The following is a 20,097-nucleotide window of genomic DNA, read 5'->3' on the forward strand; positions in this document are numbered from 1 at the left end:
ACACCGGCCGAAGCCGAAGGCGAGCCGTCGCCCCGAGGTTATCGACCGCCGCGCGCGCGTCGGCCTCCTTGCTCGGGTCGATGACGGTCGCGGTCACGAGGATGCCGAAGTTCACCAGGCCCGCGCCCGATGCCTCCTCCGACTCCGTGGCCTGAGCCGAGCGCAGCGCGAGCGAGTCGCGCGCCGCCGGCTTGCGGCTGGACGTGGCCTTGAACTCCGCAGCTCGCACGTCAGCCTGCACGAGCGCCGCCGCGCGGGCGGGGTCGATCGGCTTGTAGAGCAGCGTCACGCGCTTGCGTGCAATGTCGCGGTGCGGAGCCAGCAGACGCGCCAGCACACCCGACTGCACCAGGCCGCGAGGGGCCTGTGTCATCTGCCAGGTGACCGACGTTGCCGAGTCGTGCCGGTAGCTGTCCCAGTTGGCCTGAGCAGCCGTGGGGCCGACGTCGGCCCAGTTCAGATCGGGCACCTCGCCGTTGGCGTGGGCGTCGTCGATCAGCGTCGCCGCGGCCGGGTCGTACGCGACGAGGATCGTCTCGCACAGCTCCTGAGCCGTCAGCGGGTGCGCCGCTCCCGCGCCGGTCGCTTGCAGCGTCGCGGTCAGGCCAGGAAGGCGAGCGGCCAGCTCGCGCCCCATGTCCTCCGGGGTGCGCGGCTTGGCACCCTTGCGCGGTGCCGCCGAGAAGGTCAGCGCGACGTACGCCTTCACCGTCGACGAGCCGGCGGGGTAGTTCATCACTACCTCACCGAGCATCGCTTTCGCGAAGTCCGGTGCCTCCGGGTCGGTGTTCGTCTCCACCTCGCGGCGCAGCCGGCGACCCGAGTCGGGAGCCGTCTCGATCGTCACCTGAGCGGCCTCCATCCCCGGCTCATCCGCCAGGTTGCGCAGCCAGTGACCCCAGTCGGCCACCCACAGGTCGACCTGTTCCTGGTCGACGAGGGCCGCGCCGTCAGGCTCGGTTCCGATCACGATCGAATACGTCTTCGCGTGGGGGTTGTAGATCATCGCGAACGGGCGGGCGTAGCTGTCCTCGTGCTCGGAGAGCCGGGACTGAGCCGCGAGGCCCGGGAGCTGGTTCGTGCCCCACTCCGAACGCCCGAGGGGGCCGGAACGGTACACGTTCGCCTTGCGCCGCTTCGTCGACGACCACGCGGCACGGTTCGCTGCGCGCGAGAGCACGCTACGACCGTCCGCGTCGCGGATCGTCAGCAGCAGGATCATCCCGCCGAACACCGCGGCGGTGATGACGGCGTTGAGGATGTTCGTCGTCATCAGCACGACGATGACGATCAGCAGCGCAACGAACATCAGGCCCGTGCCGACCGTGCCGAGGCCGAGGAGCCCCGGCGACGTCGGCTGACGCCAGTTCCCGTAAGTGCGGACGCCCTTACGGCTTGTCTCTACGGTTGCCATCAGCTCCCGCTCCCTTCACCCGTTGCTTGGTTGCCTACGTTCTTCGCGGCCCCCGTGGCCGCTTGCACACCCTGAGCCGCTGCGCCGATCGCGACGCCCGCGGCCATGCCGACAGGGCCACCGGCAGCGCCGGCAGCAGCTCCACCCGCAGCAGCTCCACCACCGGCAGCAGCGCCGCCCGCGGCAGCGCCGCCAGCAGCTCCACCACCCGCAGACGCGGCAGCAGCGCCCGTACCGCCGCCAGCGGCACCCGAGGAGGCCGCGGCACCCGTCGTGCCGCCACCGCCGCCACCAGCCGCGCTAGACGCCTGAGCGGCCTGAGGTGCCGACCCACCGCCGCCGTTCGAGCCGGAAGGCCCAGCAGCTCCGGTCGAGCCCTGCCCGCCGGTAGCGCCCGGACCGCCGCCCGCCGAGGAGCCACCGCCCGAGCCGGTCGCGAGGCGACCAGCAGCGGCAGCGCCCGAGGGCAGCGCCATGATCGCCGCAGCTCCCAGCGCCCCGCCGGCACCCGCCGACAAGGAGCTGACGAGCGGGGTGACGAACCGCATCAGAGCGGGCATCGCGAACAGCGCGAGCACCATGAGGATGAGGCCCGTCAGCACGGCGATGAATCCCGTCCCGTCGTCGGTGAACACGTCGGTTCCGACGAGCTGGAACGCGGCGGCGTAGACGATCGCCGCGGCCGGCTTGTACAGGATGAACGCGACGAGCCAGCCCACGTTCTTCTTGAACCAGCCCTTACCCATTTCGGTGTTGGTGGCCGACGCCGACAGCGGCAGGATGCCCGTCAAGATCACGAGCATGCCGCCGCGGGCGATCATCAACACGATCTGAGCAGCCGTCGCGAGGATCGCGATGATGCCGAGAATGATGATGAGCAGCGCCCCGAGCCCACCCGTGTTCGGGTTCGTCGTCAGAGCGAGCAGCGTCGCGATGTTCTCACCGAAGCACGCCGAGTCGGCTCCCACGTCGCAGCTCAGCGCTCCGTTGAGAATCCACACCGAGAACGAGTCGAAGGCCGATACGAGAAGGCCGACGATCGTCACGCCGGCACCGGCAACGACGATGAGGGTCAGCAGACTCTTCACCGTCTCCTTGCCCGGTTCGGCCCGCTGTTCCCAGGCCATGCGGACGCCGCCGATGATGACCGACACGACCGCCGCCGCTCCCATGTACCACCAGAGCGACGACTGCAAGAACAGCACCGCGCCGCCCGCACCCTGAGGCCCGCGCGGGAGCAGCCCAGAGACGAGAGCGGTCGCACCGCTCATCAGGAAGATCGCGCCCAGTACGATCCCGAGTCGGCCGGCGGCTTGGAAGCCCTCACCGTTCCGCATCCTCGTTGCGATGAGCGCGCCGAGGAGAATGATCGAGATACCGGCCATGACGATCGCAATCCACGTCACCCAACCGAGCACCGTAATGATGCCCTCAGAGTTGGGCGCCGACGATCCCGCCGCGATGGACGATCCCCCGCCCGTTCCCGTGAGGTTCGGTGTGCCGACGTTGACCCAGAGCGTGCCGAGCGAGGCCACGGCCTTGCCGAACGCTTCGAGCACGGCACGAGCCAGGTTCTCGATCGCGTCGCCAAGGGTGCTCTCCACCCAGTCCTGCGCCCAGCAGCCGGGGTCGAAGAACCCGCAGCCGGCGTCGTTTCCTGCCGCCATTGATCTACTCCTGTCGCCAGGTGATGTACCCCGAGGTGTCGGGGAGCTGTGCGAGGCGGAAAGGCTCTGCCTTGTCCGCGTCGATCTTCCAATCGCCCTGCCACCAGGTCAGGTCGAGCACGGCTGAGCCGTTCACCGCCTGGCCCTGTGCGGTGCCGCGGAAGGCCACGTCGACGCGCGCCGAGCTGCCGTCGTACGACAGCACCCGGAAGCCTGCAATCGAGGCGCGGACGTCCGAGGAGGACGATCCGACCTCCGACAGCAGGGAGTCACGGTAGGTGCCGTTCGTGAGTGCGTACTCGAGGAGCGACCGTCGCGACTCGACGTCTCCGAACAGCCCGATCGTCATGTTCGCCGCGGCGAACACTGCGCCTTCCGGGCTGTGCTGGTAGCAGTACCGGTAGCCCTGAGGGGCAGTCGCTCCCGGCCCGTACGTCGGCGACGTCGGGTAGGCGTACACGTCCTGGTACTGCCACGTCGACGCGGGGGCCGTTGTGACAGTGCCGGACAGCACTTCGCCGTCCAGGCCACAGACGCTAGCGCCGCCCGCGCCCCCGGTTGCAGTCGGGGACGGGGCGGCGCTGGACGTGGCACTGGACGACGGGTCAGGGGCCGGCGGCGCAGCGTCAGACCCACGATTCAGGTTGAGAATCGTGAGGAAGACGCCGGCAACGATCAATGCGGCCACCACGACCGCCCCGACGATGAAGCCGGGGCGGGCGAACGGGTTTTGCTGAGTGTCGTCGTCGTCAGCCATGAGGGTTCCTTCCTTAGGCCCCAGCGAGGATGCCGATCAGGGCGGCACCGCCGCCGATGACGATCGCGCCGGCCATAGGCCAGATGATCTTGGGGAGCGCGTCGTGGCCCTCACCGCGGCGGAAGCTGACGGCGATGAGGATTCCGCCGACGATGATCGCGCCGCCGACGACGACGTATCCGATCCACTTCAGCCACGACAGGATTGTGGTCACGCCCTCCGTCCCCGGCGGCTGCGCGGGCGGGGGGTTCGGGATGACGCCGGCCAGGACGTTGGCCGTCTCGTTCACGGAGTGCAGCACTTCGATCGCGGACATGACTTGCCTTTCAGTTGGTGGTGCCGGCGGCACCGATTCCGGGGATTGCGCTCAGCTCGTCGATGACTCGCTGGACTTCGCGCGGGACAGGTGAAGCAGTGGGCTCGTCGAGTCGCCAGGCGTCGACCCACGGCACCGTCCAGGTGCGAGGGCCACCACCGCCGACAACAGCGAGGAGGTCGCGCAGGGCGCGAGGCATGCGGCCGGGGGCGTCAGCCATGACGACCAGCCCGAGGACGTTGGAGGGCGTCAGCCCTGCACCCCACTGCCGAAGCGCGTTCTGTGCGGCGCGAAGGCCCGAGGCGTTCGATCGAGCAACGATGACGACGGGCGTCGGTTCGCCGTTCGAGCTGCGCGGCCAGGCGTGGCCGGCGGCGGCGGACCACCCCGGCGCGAGAGCTGCCAGCGTCGATTCACCCGCGCCGCCATGCGCCCCGAGCCACCAGACCGCGGGCGTCGCCCGCTGGTCAGCGATCGGGAGCTGGTCGACCTGATCGGGTGCGGGTACGCCCCGCTGTGGTGCCACAGGTCCGAACGTCGACGGGACGACCGCGATCGGTACGTCCGCGTCAGGCGGCGGCGTGGTCGGACGCGACAGCCACGGATTCTGCGGGTCGCTCATCTTGCCCCCCTAGGTACAGTGAGATTTGCCGTTACACGGTAACCCTACTCCCTTACCCCCCAACCTAGGAAGGGCACACCCGAATGTTCCCAACCATGTACAAACACAGCCAGATTGGTAATATTGGGCCATGCAGCCGTCAGGAGGACTCACCGTGACAGACGACGCCGACGCGATCGACCGTCTATTCCAGCAGAGCCCTCCGACAATCGGTCCGACCGAAGTAGCGCAGCGTCTCGGCGTCTCCCAGAAGAGCGTCTACACGTGGCTCAAAGACGGCTTGATCCCCGGATACAAGCTCGGCACGAACTGGCTCATCATCACTGACGAGCTGAAAAACGTTCTCCGCGCCGGGGCGAATAAGCACACGCCCACGGGGCCTGTGATCGTCGTAAAGCCGACCATCGTCGAAGGAGAGTGACCGTGAGGAAGATCGGGACCGTCATCGTCGTGACCGCCGCTGCCGTCGTGCTCGCGGGATGCACGGGGACCGCCAGCACCCCCGAGCCCGCGCCGACTCCCAGCGGGAGCGCGTCTGGCCCGATCTTCCCCGACACCTCCACCATGACCCCGGCCCCGCGCGGAATGATCGACGAGGACTCGGGAGAGACGCACGGGCCGCGGCCCGTGCCCGTCTGGGATGACGACTCGCGCCAGAGCGCGATCGCCGCGGCGGATGCCGTCATGCGCGCTTACGCCCGCCCCGATCTTGGCTTCGACGCCTGGTGGGCGCAGCTGCAACCCCTCCTCGATCAGAAGGCCACCGCCGACTACGCATACATGGACCCCGCACGCATCGTCGCGTCGAGTGTCACCGGCCCCGGCACGATCACCGACGAGACGAGCGCCTACGTCGCTTACGTCGACGTCCCGACCAACGCCGGCACCTACAGCGTGATCCTCAGCCGTGCCGACGCCGACAGCCCGTGGCTGGCAAGCCGGTTCATCGTCCCCGAGGGTGTGAACTAGCGTGGCCGGGCCTAAGGGGGGCGGGGCCTACGCGATCGCAGCCGTGCCGATTCTGATCATCGGCATGATGCTCGGTTTCGTCGTGGTCGGCGGTGATGACTCGTGCGCCACCGCGGCGGTTCCCGGCGCGCCAGGCGTCTCGGTCGACCCCAACTCGGTGCCGCAGACGGAGATAGCCGGCTACGGCCACGAGCAGCTTGTGAATGCTGCGAACGTGATCCAGGCCGGCAAGGACTTGGGCCTGAACGTGCGGGATCAGACCATCGGCGTCATGACGGCGATGGGCGAATCGAGCCTCCGCAACATCGACTATGGCGACTGGGAAACCGGCGGCGTCACCAACCCGGACGGTTCCCGCACGACCTCGATCGGTCTGTTCCAGCAGCAGGACGGATGGGGCACCCGCGAGGAGCGGCTGAACCCCTACATCTCGTCGACGAAGTTCTTCCAGGCGATGATCCAGAAGGTTCCCGACCGGGAATCGCTGGAACCGACCATCGTCGCGCACCGCACCCAGATCAACGCCGACCCGTACCACTACGAGCGGTTCTGGGACGGCGCGGTGCAGATCGTCGAGGGGCTGACCGGCGTCAAGACCGGACTCAACCCCGGCGACAGCAGCCCGAGCGGCGGAACATGCGATCCGACCGTCCCCGGCGGCGTCAACGCCCAAGGCTGGGCTGCGCCCTCCGCAGGACCGGTGACGAGCCCCTTCGGCATCCGTACACACCCGATCTACGGCACCCAGCGTCTCCACGCCGGCACCGATCTTGGTCCCGGCTGCGACTCGCCTATCTGGGCAGCTCAGGACGGAACGGTCACGTTCCGCGGTTTCGACGGCGGCGGAAACGGCGTCATCGCGATCGACCACGGCGGCGGCGTCACCACCCGCTACCTGCACATGTACGACTCCGGGATGCTCGTCAATGTCGGAGACAAGGTGAAGGCCGGCCAGCAGATCGCTCGCGTCGGCAGCAGCGGTGAATCCACCGGATGCCACCTGCACTTCGAGGTGCAGGTGAATGGCGAGAACGTCGACCCCGAGCCCTTCATGGCCGCGGTCGGAATCACGCTCGGACAGTGAACCAGGAGACGAACATGAGCAGCATCGACGTAGCCCCCAACGCCTTCCCCAAGATCGACGCGCACCTGTCGGCAGACGGCACCGCGAAGGTGTTCATCAGCGGCACGCCGCACGACATTGCCGCGGCCGACCTGCCCTCAGCTCGCGCCGAGGTTGTCGCCCTCATCGCTCAGACCGCCGCGCAGCTCGGGCGTCCCGTCCGCGTGCAGACATTCGGCCCGGACGGTCAGTGGCCCCTCATCGTCCACGCAGACGGGAGCGTGGACGAGGACGCCTCGCAGCCGGCGCGACCGGCGCCGATTCTCGAGGACGACCCCGCCGTGGACGAAGACACCGTGATCCCCGTCCCGGCCCCCGTGGCCGCTCCCGCCGCGGCATCCGGCCTCCCCGCCGACAGCAGCGCGTGGACGAGTCGACCCGTCGACGTCCCGCCCATCGCCACCGTCCCCGCGGCCGAACCGATCGCCGCAGCTCCCGCAGCTCCCGCGGAGCCGACTCGACGCGAGGCGCGTCAGTCGTTCCTCACCCAGGAGCAGACCGAGGAGCCGGCGACGCTCGGGTGGCGCGGGTCGCTGACCCGCTTCGGCATCCGCATGAGCCCCAGCGAGGCAGAGCGCGCCGAGCGCGCCGACGTGCTCGCCGTGTCTCAGCACTGGCCCGGGCCGCGCACGATCGCCGTGGTGAACGGCAAGGGCGGGGCCGGCAAGACCCCGACCACCGTTCTCCTCGCCGCCGTGTTCGCCAAGTACGGCGGGGCTGGCGTCCTCACGTGGGACAACAACCAGACCCGCGGCACGCTGGGCTGGCGCACCGAGCAGGGGCCGCACGAGGCGACCCTCCTCGACCTTCTCCCCCAGGTGCCCCGTCTTCTCAGCACGGGCGCTCAGTCGGCCGACCTGGCCCACTATGTGCACCACCAGACCAAGGACAAGTTCGACGTGCTGCGCAGCAAGCCAATGGCCCTCGCACACGAGCAGCGCGTCGAGCCGAGCGACGTCGACGCGATCCACGACGTCGCCGCGAAGTACTACCGCCTGATCTTCATCGACAGCGGCAACGATGAGTCCGACCCGATGTGGCTGCGCATGATCGACAAGACCGATCAGCTCGTGGTCGCCACGACCACCCGCGACGACCACGCCGAAGCCGGCGCGCTTCTCCTTGAAGCGCTGGCCGAGCGCGACCAGGGATCGGCAGAGCTGGCCCGTGACGCCGTGGTCGTCGTAAGCCAGGCCGACCCCAAGGCCACCGCCGCCGAGCTCGCGCATGTCGCGGACGGCTACAAGAGCCTGGCCCGCGCCGCCGTGACCATCCCCCACGATCCCGCGATGGTCGACGGGGTGCTGAACTACGGGGCACTGCGCCCCTCCACTCAGCGGGCATGGCTCGCTGCCGGCGCAGCGGTGGCGAAGGGCCTGTGAAGGACACACAGCCCGTCCCCGGGCTCACCCGCGTACCGACCTGGCCCCGCCTGGTCGCAGAGCTGCACGGCGACAACACCGGCACCCTGACCGTGAACGGCACGAGCCGCGCGTGCGCGGCCGAGTCCGTCGCGGCCCTCAGGACTGGGCTCATCGCCCGCGCCGTGTCCTACGCGGTGCAGCTTCGCCGCCCGGTGCGCCTGGACGTCACCGAGGCCGCAGCGAGCTACCAGCTCGCCGTGCGCCCCGAGGGGTACGTGCAGCTCGTCGACGCCGAAGGCATCATCCCCGCCGCGGACGGCCTCACCGTCGACGAGGGCCGCTGCCGGCACTGCCGGCGGCTACAGCCCGTCACGTCGACGACGTGCATCCAGTGCCACATCGAGGAGCCGTTGCGCGTCGAGGTTGCCCCCTACGGCGAGCCCGTCGACGTCCCGCCCGCCGTCGTCGTCGACGCTCCCGAGGAGCTGCCCGCCGACGTCGACAAGGTGGTGCACCTCCCCGAGGTGACACCCGCCCCGGTCGCCGCGCCGGCCCCCGTGGCCGCGCCCGTGTCGACAACCGCGCCCGCGGCCGAGCCGATTCCGGCACCGATCGCGCCGCCCATCCGGCGACGCTCCGCAGCCCCCGCGCGCGCTCCCGAGCTGGACGAAGACGTGGAGGCAACGCACGTGCGCCGTGCGCCCGCGCCCGTCCTGCACCTCGCGTTCTCCTCGCAGCGCAGCGTCACGGCCCCGGGCCGTGTCGTCGTCGGCCGAGACCCGATCGCGAAGGACGGACAGCACCCCGTCACCGTCGTCAGCCCCGGCAAGCAGCTCTCCCGCTCGCACGCGGCGATCGAGGTCGACGAGCACGCGCGGATCATCGTCACCGACCTCAACGCCGCCAACGGCGTCGAGCTGCTGACGACCCCGCCGCGGTGGCTCATCCCCGGAGAGCCCACCGTCGTCCCCATCGGCGCGAAGCTGCTGCTGGGCGACGTCGAGTGCACCGTCACCCTCGCATGACCCGGCGTGTCGAGACAGAACTAGCTATCGCTAGCGAATAGGTTCGACCCATGACAGCGCGCGTGCGACGACGGCGGGGAGCCCCCGTCGAAGGTGTGCACTTTCGCCTCGACCCCGAGGTGAAAGCGATGATTCTCGACTACGCAGACCGGTTCGACGTCCCGACGTGGGCGATCGTCGAAGCCGCTGTGAAGGCCGCGAAACCTGGCCCCAACGGCATCCCTGAGGGCTGGGACCTACCCGAGCCGCCCGCCGCGCCCATGCTCGACCTTCCCGAGGAGGCGTCGACGAGAGCCGCATAAACGAGCAGACCCCCCGCCTCTACGAGACGGGGGGCCGAAGCTGAGTGCCTGATCTTCTGAGTTTGGCGACCTGGACAGATCAAGGCAGTTCCAACGAAGTCCGGTAGGGAACCGGGGCTTTGCTGTTCCGTTCAACCGAGGTCGAAAGGTGGTGTCATCATAACCCCTAGGTCTAGACGTTCGCAGTATTCGCGCGCAGATTCTTGGGCGCTCACTGTCGAGCTGAGCCCCCGCCCTCGCGTGCGCGTGGCCGTGGCCGACGCCTACGGCACGGTCCTGAATCGCTACCTCGACCGCGAGCTGCGCGATCGCCCACCCGAGCGCCCGTGGGCGATGTACCTCGCCGGCACCGATCAGCGGTTCCGGTTCCTCGCGTTCGACCTCGACGCCCACGGCGACGCTGCCGCGCCGCTGCGCGACCTCGACGTGCTCGCCGGCCACCTGGTCGACGCCGGTATTCCCTTCCTCGTGTGCGAGTCCGGTCCTGCCGGCGGTCGTCACGTGTGGGTCGGCCTGGCCGAGTCGGTCGACGCGGCCACCGTGGCAACGCTCAATCGCCTCGTAAAACACCTGTGCCCGAGTCTCGACCTTTCCCCGCTGTCGAACCCCGTCACCGGCTGTGTACGGCCCCCAGGAGCGCCGCACCGCGACGGAGGCGTGTCAACACCCCTCACGGGCGCGCTGGACGTCCTGACGGCCCCCCAGACGCCCGCAGCGGCAATCCGCGGCCTCGTGACCCGTCTCGCCGCGCTCGTCGACGACACCGAGCCCGCCGACACCGAGCAGGAGCGGCCCAGCGGCCCGCTGCCGGTCGATCAGCACCGCCGGCTGTACCTGCCCGGTCGACGTCGCGAGCTGCCCGCCGTCAGCGCCGCAGCGCTGCGCGAGCTGCCCGCCGGGGCCGACGCCTCCGCGCAGCTCTGGCGCGTCCTGATCGGCGCAGCATCCGCACGCTGGCACCACGCCGACGTCGCCGCCCTCGTCGACGACGCAGAGGGCCTAGAGCACGTCCGCACGCGCACGACGCCCCGCGGCCGCACACCGCGGCCGCGGCGTGAACAGGCCGCGGTCCTCGCGCGCCAGTGGGACAAGGCCGTGCGCTACGTCGCCACCAGCTCACGCCAGATCGGGGACGATCCCACGTTCGACCGGCGCGCCGACCGGATCGCCGCGCACGTGCGCGACGTCCAGGAGCACGCCGACGCCGCCGCCGGCCGTTGGACCCGCGGCGGTGGCCCCGCCGATCGCCGCATCCTCGACGTCCTGTGCGTCATCGCCCTGCACGCCCTCAGAGGCACCGTGGAGGCCGACACCCGCCGCCTGGCCCTCCTGGCCGGCGTCGGCCGCGAGACGGCCCGCACGGCCCTGCTGCGCCTGGCCGAAGACGGGTGGATCGCCCACGCCGCCGCGGCCGAGGGACCGCGCGGGGCTCAGTGGACGATCGACCCCAGGAACGTTCTCCACAGCACCCCGGATCACGCCCGGTCACAAGCGGACCCGCGCCCCCCGGGGGCCGGGGCCGCTGAGAGAACCCAGCTCCTCGCAACGATCACCGCCCGTATGACGGATGCCGCGCACGACCTGTTCACCTCAACCCGCCCCGCGCTGGGACACCTCGCCGGCAACATCTACGCACGCACCGACCACTCCCCCGCCACCCTTGACGACCTCGCCCGCACCATCGGCGCCGGCCTCGTCCGCACCGCTCGTCTCCTCGATCGTCTCGCGTACGCCGGCATCATCGAGCCGACGCCGGCCGGATGGGTGCGCAGCTCACGCAGCACCGTCGACGCCGCGGCCGAGCGGTTCGCGATCGCTGGACGTCTCGACGCCCGCGCAGCTCGCTACCGCGTCGAGCGCGAGGTGTGGGCCTGGTGGAAGGCCGAGGAGACGTGGATGCACGCCCCCCGCCGATCCGACGCGAGCCGCCGACCGGGCCGCGGGCAACTCTCCCTCGTCCCCGAGGACGGCACCCACGCCTACGGCCCGCACCCGCGCCACAAGGACGGTCGCCTGAACTTCGCTGAGGCCCGTCGCGTCGTCGAGCACGAGCGCGCCGGCACCGCCGCACGAGAGAGCGCCCCTGAGAGCGTCGACGGAGATCTCCGCTCGAGTAATTCTGTCGAGCCGGTGGCCGCGGCCGAGCCCGTGGAGCTCGACGACACCGACCTGATGCTGGCCCGACTGCTGGGAGCTGTCCGCATCGCCTGACGGCGGGGCGACGGTGCCCGTCGCTTGCGAGCCGCCGGCTCGCTGACGGAGCCGGCTACGCCGGCCAGCTAGGGCCTTCGGCCCGGTTTTTTGCCGTGAAGCCTTCGGCGGCTCCCTCCGCTGCGCTCCGGTCGTAGCTACCTCCGGGCTCCGTTCAAGTGGCTACGCCACCGGCTCCCCCGAGACTTTCGGCACGCGGTCGCTGCGCTCCCTTATTTCGCGCCGAAACTCTCTCCTCCCCCGCCCTTCGGGTTGCACTGCACCCTCCGGTTGCTAAGGCGGAAAACCGCCTTCACGGCAAAAAAACGTGGGGGGATGAGCAGCAAATGACTCTATTACCGGCACGAAAGGTTCCGAACATGGCCCGCACCGTCAAGAACACCAAGACCGCCGAGCAGCGTCGCGCCGAGGCCGACGAGCTGCAAGCGAAGATCGCGGATCAGGTCGAGGCGCTGCGCGAGTCCGAGGCGTGGGCGCGGTTCCTGGACTTCACCAAGGCATTCCATCGCTACAGCATCAACAACCTGTTGTTGATCTTCGGACAGTGCCCCGAGGCGTCCCACGTCGCCGGTTACCGGACGTGGCAGAAGCTCAACCGCCAGGTGCGCAAGGGCGAACGCGGCATCCGCATCTACGGCGGTCGCGACGTGCGCGAGACGGTCGAGAACCCCACCACCGGCCAGGAGGAGGAGCAGCGCCGAACGATGTTCTTCCCGGTGTCCGTGTTCGACATGGGACAGACCGACCTCATCGACCCCGAGGCGGGCGACCCCGCCGACATTGCCCGCCCCCTCACGGGCGAGGACACGGCCGGGATTCTCGACGCCGTGACGGACTACCTCACCGCGCAGGGCTGGACGGTCGAGCACGAGAGCATCCCCGGCGGGGCGCAGGGATTCACCGACCCCGAGACGCGCCGCGTTGTGCTGGACGCCGACCTCTCGCCCGCCCAGGCCGCGAAGACCGCCCTTCACGAGGCCGCTCACGTCCTGCTGCACGCCGAGGAAGATCACGCCGAATACGTCGAGCACCGCGGCATCAAGGAAACCGAGGCCGAGAGCGTGGCCTACGTCGTCGCCGGGATTCTTGGACTAGACACGAGCGGCTACAGCGTCGGATACGTCGCCGGGTGGAGCAAGTGCGACGCCGAGACAATCAAGGCCACCGCCGCGAACGTGCGCCGCGCAGCTCACACCCTGGCCGACGCGCTCACCGAGCAGCCCGAGGCCGTCGCCACCGTCGCCGCTTGACGGCAATAACTCTATTTCCGGCAACACCAGCAAGGAGGAACCCGTGAGCATGGATGCCCTGTTCGACCTGGCCGAGTTCGAGCGCGAGGCCGTGGCCGCGACCGCGTGGGACGGCGCGCCCCTGACCTACACGACGAGCTACTACACCCCCGCCGAACTGGATGCAGCGTTCGAGCGCTACCGCGCCGAGTTCGGTCACTTCGGATGCATCCCCCGCTCCCACATGTGGAACCGCAACGAGTGGAACGCGGGCGCGCGCGTCGTCACCGAGGACGGCCACGAGCTGCACACCTTCCACGCGGACACGAGCTGTCGGCAGGAGGACCACGACCACAGCGCCGCGCCGCTCCCCCAGGGCGGGACCAATCTCGCCGTGTGCCCCGGCTGCGCCTGGCACGTCGTCACCGACACCGAAAACGAGGCCGTCGAAGCGTGGCACGACCACGCGATGCCGGGGTGGCGATCCCTGCCCGTCATGCCGCAGCTCACCAGCGACCGCACCGACGAGAAGAAGGCCCGCGCCGCCGCCGCGAAGTGGTGCGCGAAGAACTACCCCGCCGAGTGGCAGCGCCCCGGCTCCCCCATCCGCACCGAGCGCGGCCCCCACCAGGGCCGACACGTCGAAGCCCGCTCCCCGTTCGGCGGGTACGACCTCGCCGCCAACAACTGACACCGAAGGAGAACCCCCGTGGACACCCTCACCCCCGCCACCGTGGCCGAGCTGCTGGAAGACCTCGCGCAGCTCCTCCCGTTCCCCACGTCCGTCTATACCGACATGGGCGCGGAGAGCTGGACCCCTCAGCTGTATTTCGGGCCGCTCGACGAGTCGAGCGGCCTCCCCAGCCACCGCGCCGGGATCGACGCCGACACCGTGCGCCCCGTGTGGTGGATCGACCTCGACACCGGAATGCGGACGATCCTCCTCGACGAGGTGACCCCCGACGACGTGTGCAACGTCGCCGCCCGCATCGCGTCCGAGTACCCCGAGCACCGGCAATAACTCTATTTCCGGCAACACCCCCATTACCGACAGGAGAACCCACCGTGCGACTGACCTTCACAGACGGCTCAACCCTCGACGTCGAGCCCATCGGCACGAGCAGCAAGGGCGCGCCCATCGTGGACGATGACACGGCCTTGCAGGTCGCGGAAGCCTGGCAGGACGTCCAGGGCATCGACGAATACCGCGGATGGACGGCCCCCGACGACGACAGCCAGCCCGTGCCGTACATCTTCGGACGGGTCGCGCCCGGTTCCATGACCCGGGTGACGTTCGACGAATGGCCCGTGATCTACGACCCCGCCGCCGGATTCGACGGCGAGAGCAGCGCCTACAGCCTGCATGCCTTCCCGTACGAGCTGGACATATCCGAGTGAGCGCGAGCGGCCCCCACGGGGGCCGCTTCTCCCTCCCCGGCATCCCGAGGCCAGGAACCACCACGGCGGCCGGCGTCGGACGGAGCCGCCGCCGGCTAACGGACGGTCGGACGGAGCCGACCGACTGCAAGGGCCTGACGGCCCGTTGTTTTGCCGTGAAGCCTTCGGCAGCATCCGGTCGATCGGGCTCCACGCAAGCCCCCGCTGACGCGGGGGCCGGCTCCTCCGAGACTTTCGGCACGCGGTCGCTGCGCTCCCTCACATCGCGCCGAAACTCTCTCCCCCACCGCCCTCCGGGTTGCGCTCCACCCGCTCTCCCTCCGCGGCACATTCGTGCCTTCACGGCAAAACAACGAGAGGGAGAGAACCCATGAGCACCAGCAACTACAGCCGCGGGGACGCGATCACGCTGGACGAGCGCCCCGGCGTCGTCATCGAAGACCTGGGCCGCGGAAACCTGCGCGTCTCGACCTTCCCTGGTCAGGAATCCCTCATCGGGGATCGTCACTCGGGCCTGTCCCCCGTCGTGCGCGACTCGGCGGTGTGGGTCGAGCGCATCCGCGAGATTCGCGACTACTTCGGCATCCCCACCGAGGGCGACCGCGAGCCGTGGCGCAGCCGCCGGAACCCCGAGCTGCGCGCCAAGACCCCCGACGCCTTCCCCGAGGCGGTCCTGACGTGGGGCGTCGACTACCGCCCGCGCACCAACTGACCACCCGTAAACAACTCTATTTCCGTCAATAACCCCATTACCGGAGGACACCATGACCGCCATTCACGAACTCACCCCGGCCACGCACCCCGAGCTGTGGGCGCTTCTCGCGCTCGGAGACGACGCCCCGGAACGTCTGTGGGTCCGCGGCGACGTCGACGCGCTCACGGCCCGCCAGGCCGTCGCGGTGACCGGATGCCGCGCGAGCACCGCCTATGGCGAGCACGTCGCGGGCGAGTTGGCCGCAGACCTCGCCAAGACGCACACCATCGTCACGGGCGGCGCGTACGGCATCGACGCGCAAGCCGCGTATGCGACGCTCAACAGCAGCGGAACCGGCGTCATCGTGGCCGCGGGCGGCGTGGACCGCGTGCACCCCCAGGGACACCGCGAGTTGGTCGCGCGCATCGTCGAGACGGGCGGCGCGATCGTCAGCGAGGTTGAGCCCACCGAGCCGCCCAGCCGCTACCGGTTCATCCGCCGTCAGCGACTCGTCGCGGCCCTGTCGGCGGGATCGGTGATCGCTGAGGCCGGGTGGCGCAGCGGATCGCTCGCCGTGGCGACGTGGAGCCGCGAGCTCGCTCGCCCGGTCGGGGCCATCCCCGGCCCCCTGACGAGCGTGTGCAGCTCGGGCACCCACCAGCTCATCCGCGGCGGGGCGACCCTCATCACGTCGGCCGACGACGTGCGCCAGATGCTCGCCTGAGCAGATCGGGGGCGGCGCAGCCGCGCCGCCCTCCCCCGCGGTCGATTCTCGAGAACCGGTCACGACCACCGCGGCCGGCAGCGGACGGAGCCGCCGCCGGCTAATCGACGGCCGGACGGAGCCGGCCGACTGCAAGGGCCTTCGGCCCGTTCTTTTGCCGTGAAGCCTTCGGCAGCATACGGTCGGCCAACCTGCGCGCTAGTGCTTTCGCGGCATATCCTCCCTCGCTGCGCTCAGTCCGGTATTCCACGGTCACTAGCACTCCGGCCGTCCTCCCTAGCGGCGAATGAATTCGCCTTCACGGCAAAAAAACGAGGGGGAGGAGAGAGACAATGAGCGACATGATCCAGGACGAGCTGGTGGTCTACAGCAAGCCGTCGTGCGTGCAGTGCACCGCGACCTATCGCGCGCTGGACGGCAAGGGCATCCCGTATCGCGTGGTCGACCTCAGCGAGAGCCCGGAAGCGTTGGAGTACGTCAAGGAGCTTGGCTACACCTCCGCCCCCGTCGTCGTCGTCGACGATGAAGACCACTGGGCGGGATTCCGACCCGACCACATCGACCGCGTGGCAGCTCACTACGCCGCGTGACACACCCGTAAATAACTCTATTCCCGTCAACACAGGTATTACCGACACCGGAGGATGACATGAGCACCAACAACCTGACCCCGTACGACACCGGCGACCGCCTGGAGCCGCAGCTCTGGCCGCTCGGGGAAGACCCCGACAGCTATGGGCGCGTGGACTTCGACAACGACGAGAGCGCAACCGTGCTGACGGCTTACGTCGAGCGCGAGGGCGACGGGTACGCGATGCACGTTACGGGCATGGCCGAGCCGCTGAGCCTCGTCGTCGACGGGGGCGGGCGCGTCGTCCCGGTCAGCGCCGAGCTGGTCGAGGGCATCGACGAGCTGTTGAGCATGGCGCAGCGTGGCCGCGAGGACTTCGAGCACCAGGCCGGTTACGGCGACTACACCGCCGAGGATCGCGCCGCAGCGGATCGCCGTTGGATTCTGGCCGAGGCCGTGGCAAATCTCTTGCGCGGAGAAGCCTCTAGGGCTTGACGGTAATAGAGTTATTACCTAGAATAGAGTTATTACCAAGGAGGAACGCATGGCACTCGAAACGCTCACCATCACCCGTCTGGCCGATCTTCGATTCGGTGACCGGATCAAGAGCTGGGACGGCAACACGTACAACCCGCCGCGTCGGGTCATGTACGAGCTGGGACCGATCGAGCCCGGTTCGCCCGTGCAGGGCGTCCGCCTGGAAAACCCGAACCCCGACAGCACCCTGGAATACGTGCTGTACCCCTCGCAGATGGACGGACGCCGTTTGGAGGTCGAGCGCTACATCGTCTGACGCAGTAATAACCCTATTTCCGGTAATACCAGCACCACCGAACGAAGGAGCATGACATGAGCTACATCACCCGCACCGGCAACCTGGCCGCTACGCCCGAGCTGCGCCAGGGGGAGCGCGGCCCGTACACCTACGCGCGAGTCCTCGTGACCGACCGCATCAAGCAGGACGACGACACCTACGCCGACGGCGCGACGATCGGTTACGACGTCGCCGTGAGCGGCAGCGAGGCCGTCAACCTCGTGGACGCCGCCGAGGCATCCGGGAACATCCGTGTCACGTTTTCGGGTCGCTACCGCGTCACCGAGTACAAGGGCGAGAACGGCACCCGCATTCAGCACCAGGTGAACGCCGACGAGGTGAGCGTGAGCCTCCGCGGGCAGCGCGTCCGCGTCGAGAAGGGCACCGCCGGCACGGAGGCCGGCTCCGAGGCCGGCTACGGCGACGACACCCCGTTCTGATCGACGAACCGAGGGGGGCGCACGCGCCCCCCTCCCTGTCGTTCACCCCACACCAGCAACACCCGCAATAGAGTTATTACCGTCAATGGAGGTATTCATGCCCGCTCGCATCCTCGCCCTGTGCAACCAGAAGGGCGGCGTCGGCAAGACGACGACCACGTTTCAGCTCGCCCGCGCGGCAGTGAACGCCGGTCGCCGTGTCTTGGTGATCGACAACGACCCGCAGGGCAACCTCACCAGCGATATCGCGGGGGAGCCCCTAGAGCCCACTGACCCCGGCCTGGCCGACGCGCTCAGTACCCGCGCGCCTCACACGCTGCGCGAGGTCATCGTGCCCGGCATCTGGCCCGGCCTCGACGTCGTGCCGACGTCCGGGCGCACTCTCGGCAGCGTCCGGGACGAGCTTGTCGTGGCCGGTGTCGGCCGCGAGGTCCGTCTACGCGAAGCCCTCGCAGAGGTCCGCGACGACTACGACCTGATCTTGATCGACTCCGCACCCTCGCTCGACCAGCTCACGATCAACGCCCTGAGCGCGGCCGACAGTGCCGTGATCGTCACGCACTCGAAGAAGTACAGCCTCGACGGCCTGGCCCAGCTCCTCGACACGATCGAGAGCGTCAAGGCGTACACGAACCCCGGCCTCGACGTCGCCGGGATCATCGTCAACCAGCACGAAGAGCGCACCGTGGGCGGTGCCGGGTGGCTCGATGAGCTGAACACGTTCGCGGAACACCGCGGGCTGCGCCTGATCGGGCGACCCATCCCCAAGCGCGTCGTGATCGCAGACGCCACCGAGGCCGCGCGCGGCCTCGACGAGTGGGGGAGCGCCGAAGCGACGGCGCTCGGAGCGATCTACACCGAACAGCTCGCCGTCATCGAAGGAGAATCCGCATGACCCGTCCTCCCCGCCGTCCTTCCGCCCTCGCAGGGGCGAGCGCGTTCGATCACCCCGTGACGGCAGAAGGGCCCCAGGAGGCCCCCGCAGCCGGTCAGGCTCCCGCAGCACCCGCCGCAGCGCGCAAGGCCGCGACAGCGCCGCAGAGCGCCGCTGAGAGCACGAAGCCCGCCGCCAAGGAGAAGCCGAAGAAGCTCACCATCTACCAGGAGCCCGAGGACACCGACCGCATGCGCGGCGCGATGGTCGCCACCATCCCTTACGAGGGCTTCAAGACCCTGTCGAAGTTCGCGCAGGAAGCGATCGCGGAGAAGGTCGAGCGGCTGGAACAGCAGTACAACAACGGCAAGCCGTTCCCCGCAGTCGGCCCCGGCGTCATCCCCGCCGGTCGACCGATGGGGGAGTGACATGGCGACCAACGAAGAACACCGGCAGATCGAGATAGCTCGCGCCCTTTCAGATCAGGCGCGATCGCTCGCGCACTCGACGCGGGACGTTCCCAACCCGTCCGATTCGTACTCGCTGCTCGCTGAGCTCACGGCAACGATCGACGACCTCGAACAGGCGTGTCGTCAACTCGGCGCATGGCACACCCGCACCGTGGACGGGAAGCACTATGCGGGCGAGGACGAGCGAGGCGACGGGGCAACGGGAACCGTTACCGCAGCGGCCGAGCTGACGAGAGCCGCCGCCGCGCTTGCAGACGCCGCGGACGCGATTCGAGCTGCGCACTCGGCAAACGGCGTCGTGCGCTGGTACGAGGAGCCGAGGTGACTCGCCACGTCGACGCCGGGAACGTCTACCACTCCGCGCGTGAGGGCGCGCAGCTCGCCGTAACCGCAGGGGAGAACTTCGGCCTGACTGACGTCGCCACCGAAGACCAATGGGCGAGCATCATCGCCACAGGTGCCGGCGTGCTCGCCGTAGCCGGCTCGCTGCACGGCGTCGTCGACGCGCTGCGCGCTTACGGCGCGACCGCGGCCGACGTGCTCAGCCAGGACGGCAGCACCGGGGGCGCGCCCCTCGACCCGTTCGCCGTGGCACTGGCCCGCGGGTGGCTAGCCAACACGATCGGCCTCGACCTCGACGAGGAGGGCGCGCAGCGTCTCGTGTCGGCCGAGCTGGTCGACCGCGGGTGGCTGATGGACACGGGCGCGATCACGCAGCTTGTCCTCTCCGTCGTCCTTGTCGGCGCTCACGCGGCCGAGAGGGTGGCGGACCGGTGAGCACGGGTCGCCTGTGGGCGTCCGTGAGAATCGGCGGCGTCCGTCCGGTCCGTCTGCCGTGGCCGATGACCACGCGGGAGCTGGTTGCTTATCTCGCGCTCCTGCTCGGTATTGCCGCGGCGACAATCGCCGTGGCCTTCTTCGCCGCGACGCGGCTCATCGAGCCGTCGCCATGGCGTCTCGCGCCCTTCGCGATCGCGCTTGTCGTGCTGAGCTTTGTCTTCCGGTCGCTGCGCCGATCGCTCGAACCCGACGACGTGCAGGAGCGCCGCCAGACGTTCAGCGCTCAGGAGCGGCGACGTCGTGGGGATCTCTGAATCGATCGACGCCAGGTCC

Annotated in this window: 27 protein-coding genes; 22 read left to right on the forward strand and 5 right to left on the reverse strand. The window is 69.4% G+C overall.

The window, feature by feature from the left end; genetic code table 11:
• The 5 genes from QRN44_RS18230 to QRN44_RS18250 form a co-directional block, all read right to left on the reverse strand.
• Positions 1-1,414, reverse strand: a 1,414-nt coding sequence (locus QRN44_RS18230; protein ID WP_285039981.1) for an SCO6880 family protein, incomplete at its 3' end; no start/stop codon positions are given.
• Positions 1,414-3,081, reverse strand: a complete 1,668-nt coding sequence (locus tag QRN44_RS18235) for a TrbL/VirB6 family protein (RefSeq protein WP_285039983.1) — start codon at positions 3,079-3,081, stop codon at positions 1,414-1,416. The genes QRN44_RS18235 and QRN44_RS18230, both read right to left, overlap by 1 nt.
• Before the next feature lie 4 nt (positions 3,082-3,085).
• Positions 3,086-3,838: a DUF8175 domain-containg protein gene (locus QRN44_RS18240; protein ID WP_502928655.1), complete on the reverse strand. Its 753-nt coding sequence runs from the start codon at positions 3,836-3,838 to the stop codon at positions 3,086-3,088.
• Between the two features lie 13 nt (positions 3,839-3,851).
• A complete protein-coding gene (locus tag QRN44_RS18245; RefSeq protein WP_285039987.1) occupies positions 3,852-4,154 on the reverse strand; it encodes a hypothetical protein in 303 nt (100 codons plus the stop codon).
• 10 nt (positions 4,155-4,164) lie between these two features.
• Positions 4,165-4,776: a DUF6668 family protein gene (locus QRN44_RS18250; RefSeq protein WP_285039989.1), complete on the reverse strand. Its 612-nt coding sequence runs from the start codon at positions 4,774-4,776 to the stop codon at positions 4,165-4,167.
• 154 nt (positions 4,777-4,930) lie between these two features.
• On the opposite strand from QRN44_RS18250, the gene QRN44_RS18255 reads away from it, so the two are divergent.
• The 22 genes from QRN44_RS18255 (at position 4,931) to QRN44_RS18360 (ending at position 20,078) form a co-directional block, all read left to right on the forward strand.
• Positions 4,931-5,197 carry a helix-turn-helix domain-containing protein gene (locus QRN44_RS18255; RefSeq protein ID WP_285039992.1) on the forward strand — a complete coding sequence of 89 codons (267 nt, stop codon included), beginning with the start codon at positions 4,931-4,933 and terminating at the stop codon, positions 5,195-5,197.
• Between the two features lie 2 nt (positions 5,198-5,199).
• Positions 5,200-5,745 carry a hypothetical protein gene (locus QRN44_RS18260; protein WP_285039994.1) on the forward strand — a complete coding sequence of 182 codons (546 nt, stop codon included), beginning with the start codon at positions 5,200-5,202 and terminating at the stop codon, positions 5,743-5,745.
• Between the two features lie 43 nt (positions 5,746-5,788).
• On the forward strand, positions 5,789-6,829 hold the full coding sequence (locus QRN44_RS18265) for a M23 family metallopeptidase (RefSeq protein ID WP_285039995.1): 1,041 nt from the start codon (positions 5,789-5,791) through the stop codon (positions 6,827-6,829).
• 14 nt (positions 6,830-6,843) lie between these two features.
• Positions 6,844-8,250: an AAA family ATPase gene (locus tag QRN44_RS18270; protein WP_285039996.1), complete on the forward strand. Its 1,407-nt coding sequence runs from the start codon at positions 6,844-6,846 to the stop codon at positions 8,248-8,250.
• Entirely contained in the window at positions 8,247-9,257 is a 1,011-nt protein-coding gene (locus QRN44_RS18275; protein WP_285039998.1) for an FHA domain-containing protein, read from the forward strand. Before QRN44_RS18270 ends, QRN44_RS18275 begins: the two co-directional genes overlap by 4 nt.
• 128 nt (positions 9,258-9,385) lie before the next feature.
• Complete coding sequence (locus tag QRN44_RS18280) at positions 9,386-9,559, forward strand: hypothetical protein (protein WP_285040000.1); 174 nt, start codon at positions 9,386-9,388, stop codon at positions 9,557-9,559.
• 246 nt (positions 9,560-9,805) lie between these two features.
• Positions 9,806-11,770, forward strand: coding sequence for a hypothetical protein (locus QRN44_RS18285; RefSeq protein ID WP_285040001.1), 1,965 nt, complete (start codon positions 9,806-9,808; stop codon positions 11,768-11,770).
• Positions 11,771-12,129: 359 nt separating this feature from the next.
• A complete protein-coding gene (locus tag QRN44_RS18290; protein WP_285040002.1) occupies positions 12,130-13,020 on the forward strand; it encodes an ArdC-like ssDNA-binding domain-containing protein in 891 nt (296 codons plus the stop codon).
• Between the two features lie 49 nt (positions 13,021-13,069).
• Positions 13,070-13,690: a DUF6349 family protein gene (locus QRN44_RS18295; protein ID WP_285040049.1), complete on the forward strand. Its 621-nt coding sequence runs from the start codon at positions 13,070-13,072 to the stop codon at positions 13,688-13,690.
• An 18-nt stretch (positions 13,691-13,708) separates the two neighbouring features.
• Complete coding sequence (locus tag QRN44_RS18300; RefSeq protein WP_285040003.1) at positions 13,709-14,020, forward strand: hypothetical protein; 312 nt, start codon at positions 13,709-13,711, stop codon at positions 14,018-14,020.
• Positions 14,021-14,064: 44 nt separating this feature from the next.
• On the forward strand, positions 14,065-14,397 hold the full coding sequence (locus QRN44_RS18305; RefSeq protein WP_285040004.1) for a hypothetical protein: 333 nt from the start codon (positions 14,065-14,067) through the stop codon (positions 14,395-14,397).
• A 370-nt stretch (positions 14,398-14,767) separates the two neighbouring features.
• A complete protein-coding gene (locus QRN44_RS18310) occupies positions 14,768-15,109 on the forward strand; it encodes a hypothetical protein (RefSeq protein ID WP_285040005.1) in 342 nt (113 codons plus the stop codon).
• Between the two features lie 52 nt (positions 15,110-15,161).
• Positions 15,162-15,815 carry a DNA-processing protein DprA gene (locus QRN44_RS18315; protein WP_285040006.1) on the forward strand — a complete coding sequence of 218 codons (654 nt, stop codon included), beginning with the start codon at positions 15,162-15,164 and terminating at the stop codon, positions 15,813-15,815.
• A 332-nt stretch (positions 15,816-16,147) separates the two neighbouring features.
• Positions 16,148-16,405 (forward strand): glutaredoxin-like protein NrdH, encoded by a 258-nt coding sequence (nrdH, locus tag QRN44_RS18320; RefSeq protein ID WP_285040007.1) that lies wholly within the window; start codon positions 16,148-16,150, stop codon positions 16,403-16,405.
• 59 nt (positions 16,406-16,464) lie between these two features.
• Positions 16,465-16,881, forward strand: a complete 417-nt coding sequence (locus QRN44_RS18325) for a hypothetical protein (RefSeq protein ID WP_285040008.1) — start codon at positions 16,465-16,467, stop codon at positions 16,879-16,881.
• A 49-nt stretch (positions 16,882-16,930) separates the two neighbouring features.
• On the forward strand, positions 16,931-17,179 hold the full coding sequence (locus tag QRN44_RS18330) for a hypothetical protein (RefSeq protein WP_285040009.1): 249 nt from the start codon (positions 16,931-16,933) through the stop codon (positions 17,177-17,179).
• Between the two features lie 56 nt (positions 17,180-17,235).
• Positions 17,236-17,640 (forward strand): single stranded DNA-binding domain-containing protein, encoded by a 405-nt coding sequence (locus tag QRN44_RS18335; RefSeq protein WP_285040010.1) that lies wholly within the window; start codon positions 17,236-17,238, stop codon positions 17,638-17,640.
• A gap of 97 nt (positions 17,641-17,737) precedes the next feature.
• Positions 17,738-18,535 (forward strand): ParA family protein, encoded by a 798-nt coding sequence (locus tag QRN44_RS18340; RefSeq protein ID WP_285040011.1) that lies wholly within the window; start codon positions 17,738-17,740, stop codon positions 18,533-18,535.
• Positions 18,532-18,942, forward strand: a complete 411-nt coding sequence (locus QRN44_RS18345) for a ParB family protein (RefSeq protein ID WP_285040012.1) — start codon at positions 18,532-18,534, stop codon at positions 18,940-18,942. Before QRN44_RS18340 ends, QRN44_RS18345 begins: the two co-directional genes overlap by 4 nt.
• A gap of 1 nt (position 18,943) precedes the next feature.
• Positions 18,944-19,309: a hypothetical protein gene (locus QRN44_RS18350; RefSeq protein WP_285040014.1), complete on the forward strand. Its 366-nt coding sequence runs from the start codon at positions 18,944-18,946 to the stop codon at positions 19,307-19,309.
• Positions 19,306-19,761: a hypothetical protein gene (locus tag QRN44_RS18355; protein ID WP_285040016.1), complete on the forward strand. Its 456-nt coding sequence runs from the start codon at positions 19,306-19,308 to the stop codon at positions 19,759-19,761. The genes QRN44_RS18350 and QRN44_RS18355 overlap by 4 nt, the downstream gene beginning before the upstream one ends.
• Positions 19,758-20,078 carry a hypothetical protein gene (locus QRN44_RS18360; RefSeq protein ID WP_285040017.1) on the forward strand — a complete coding sequence of 107 codons (321 nt, stop codon included), beginning with the start codon at positions 19,758-19,760 and terminating at the stop codon, positions 20,076-20,078. Before QRN44_RS18355 ends, QRN44_RS18360 begins: the two co-directional genes overlap by 4 nt.
• Positions 20,079-20,097 lie beyond the last annotated feature (19 nt).

This window comes from Plantibacter sp. lyk4-40-MEA-4 (genome assembly GCF_030209415.1).
Lineage (GTDB): Bacteria > Actinomycetota > Actinomycetes > Actinomycetales > Microbacteriaceae > Plantibacter > Plantibacter flavus_A.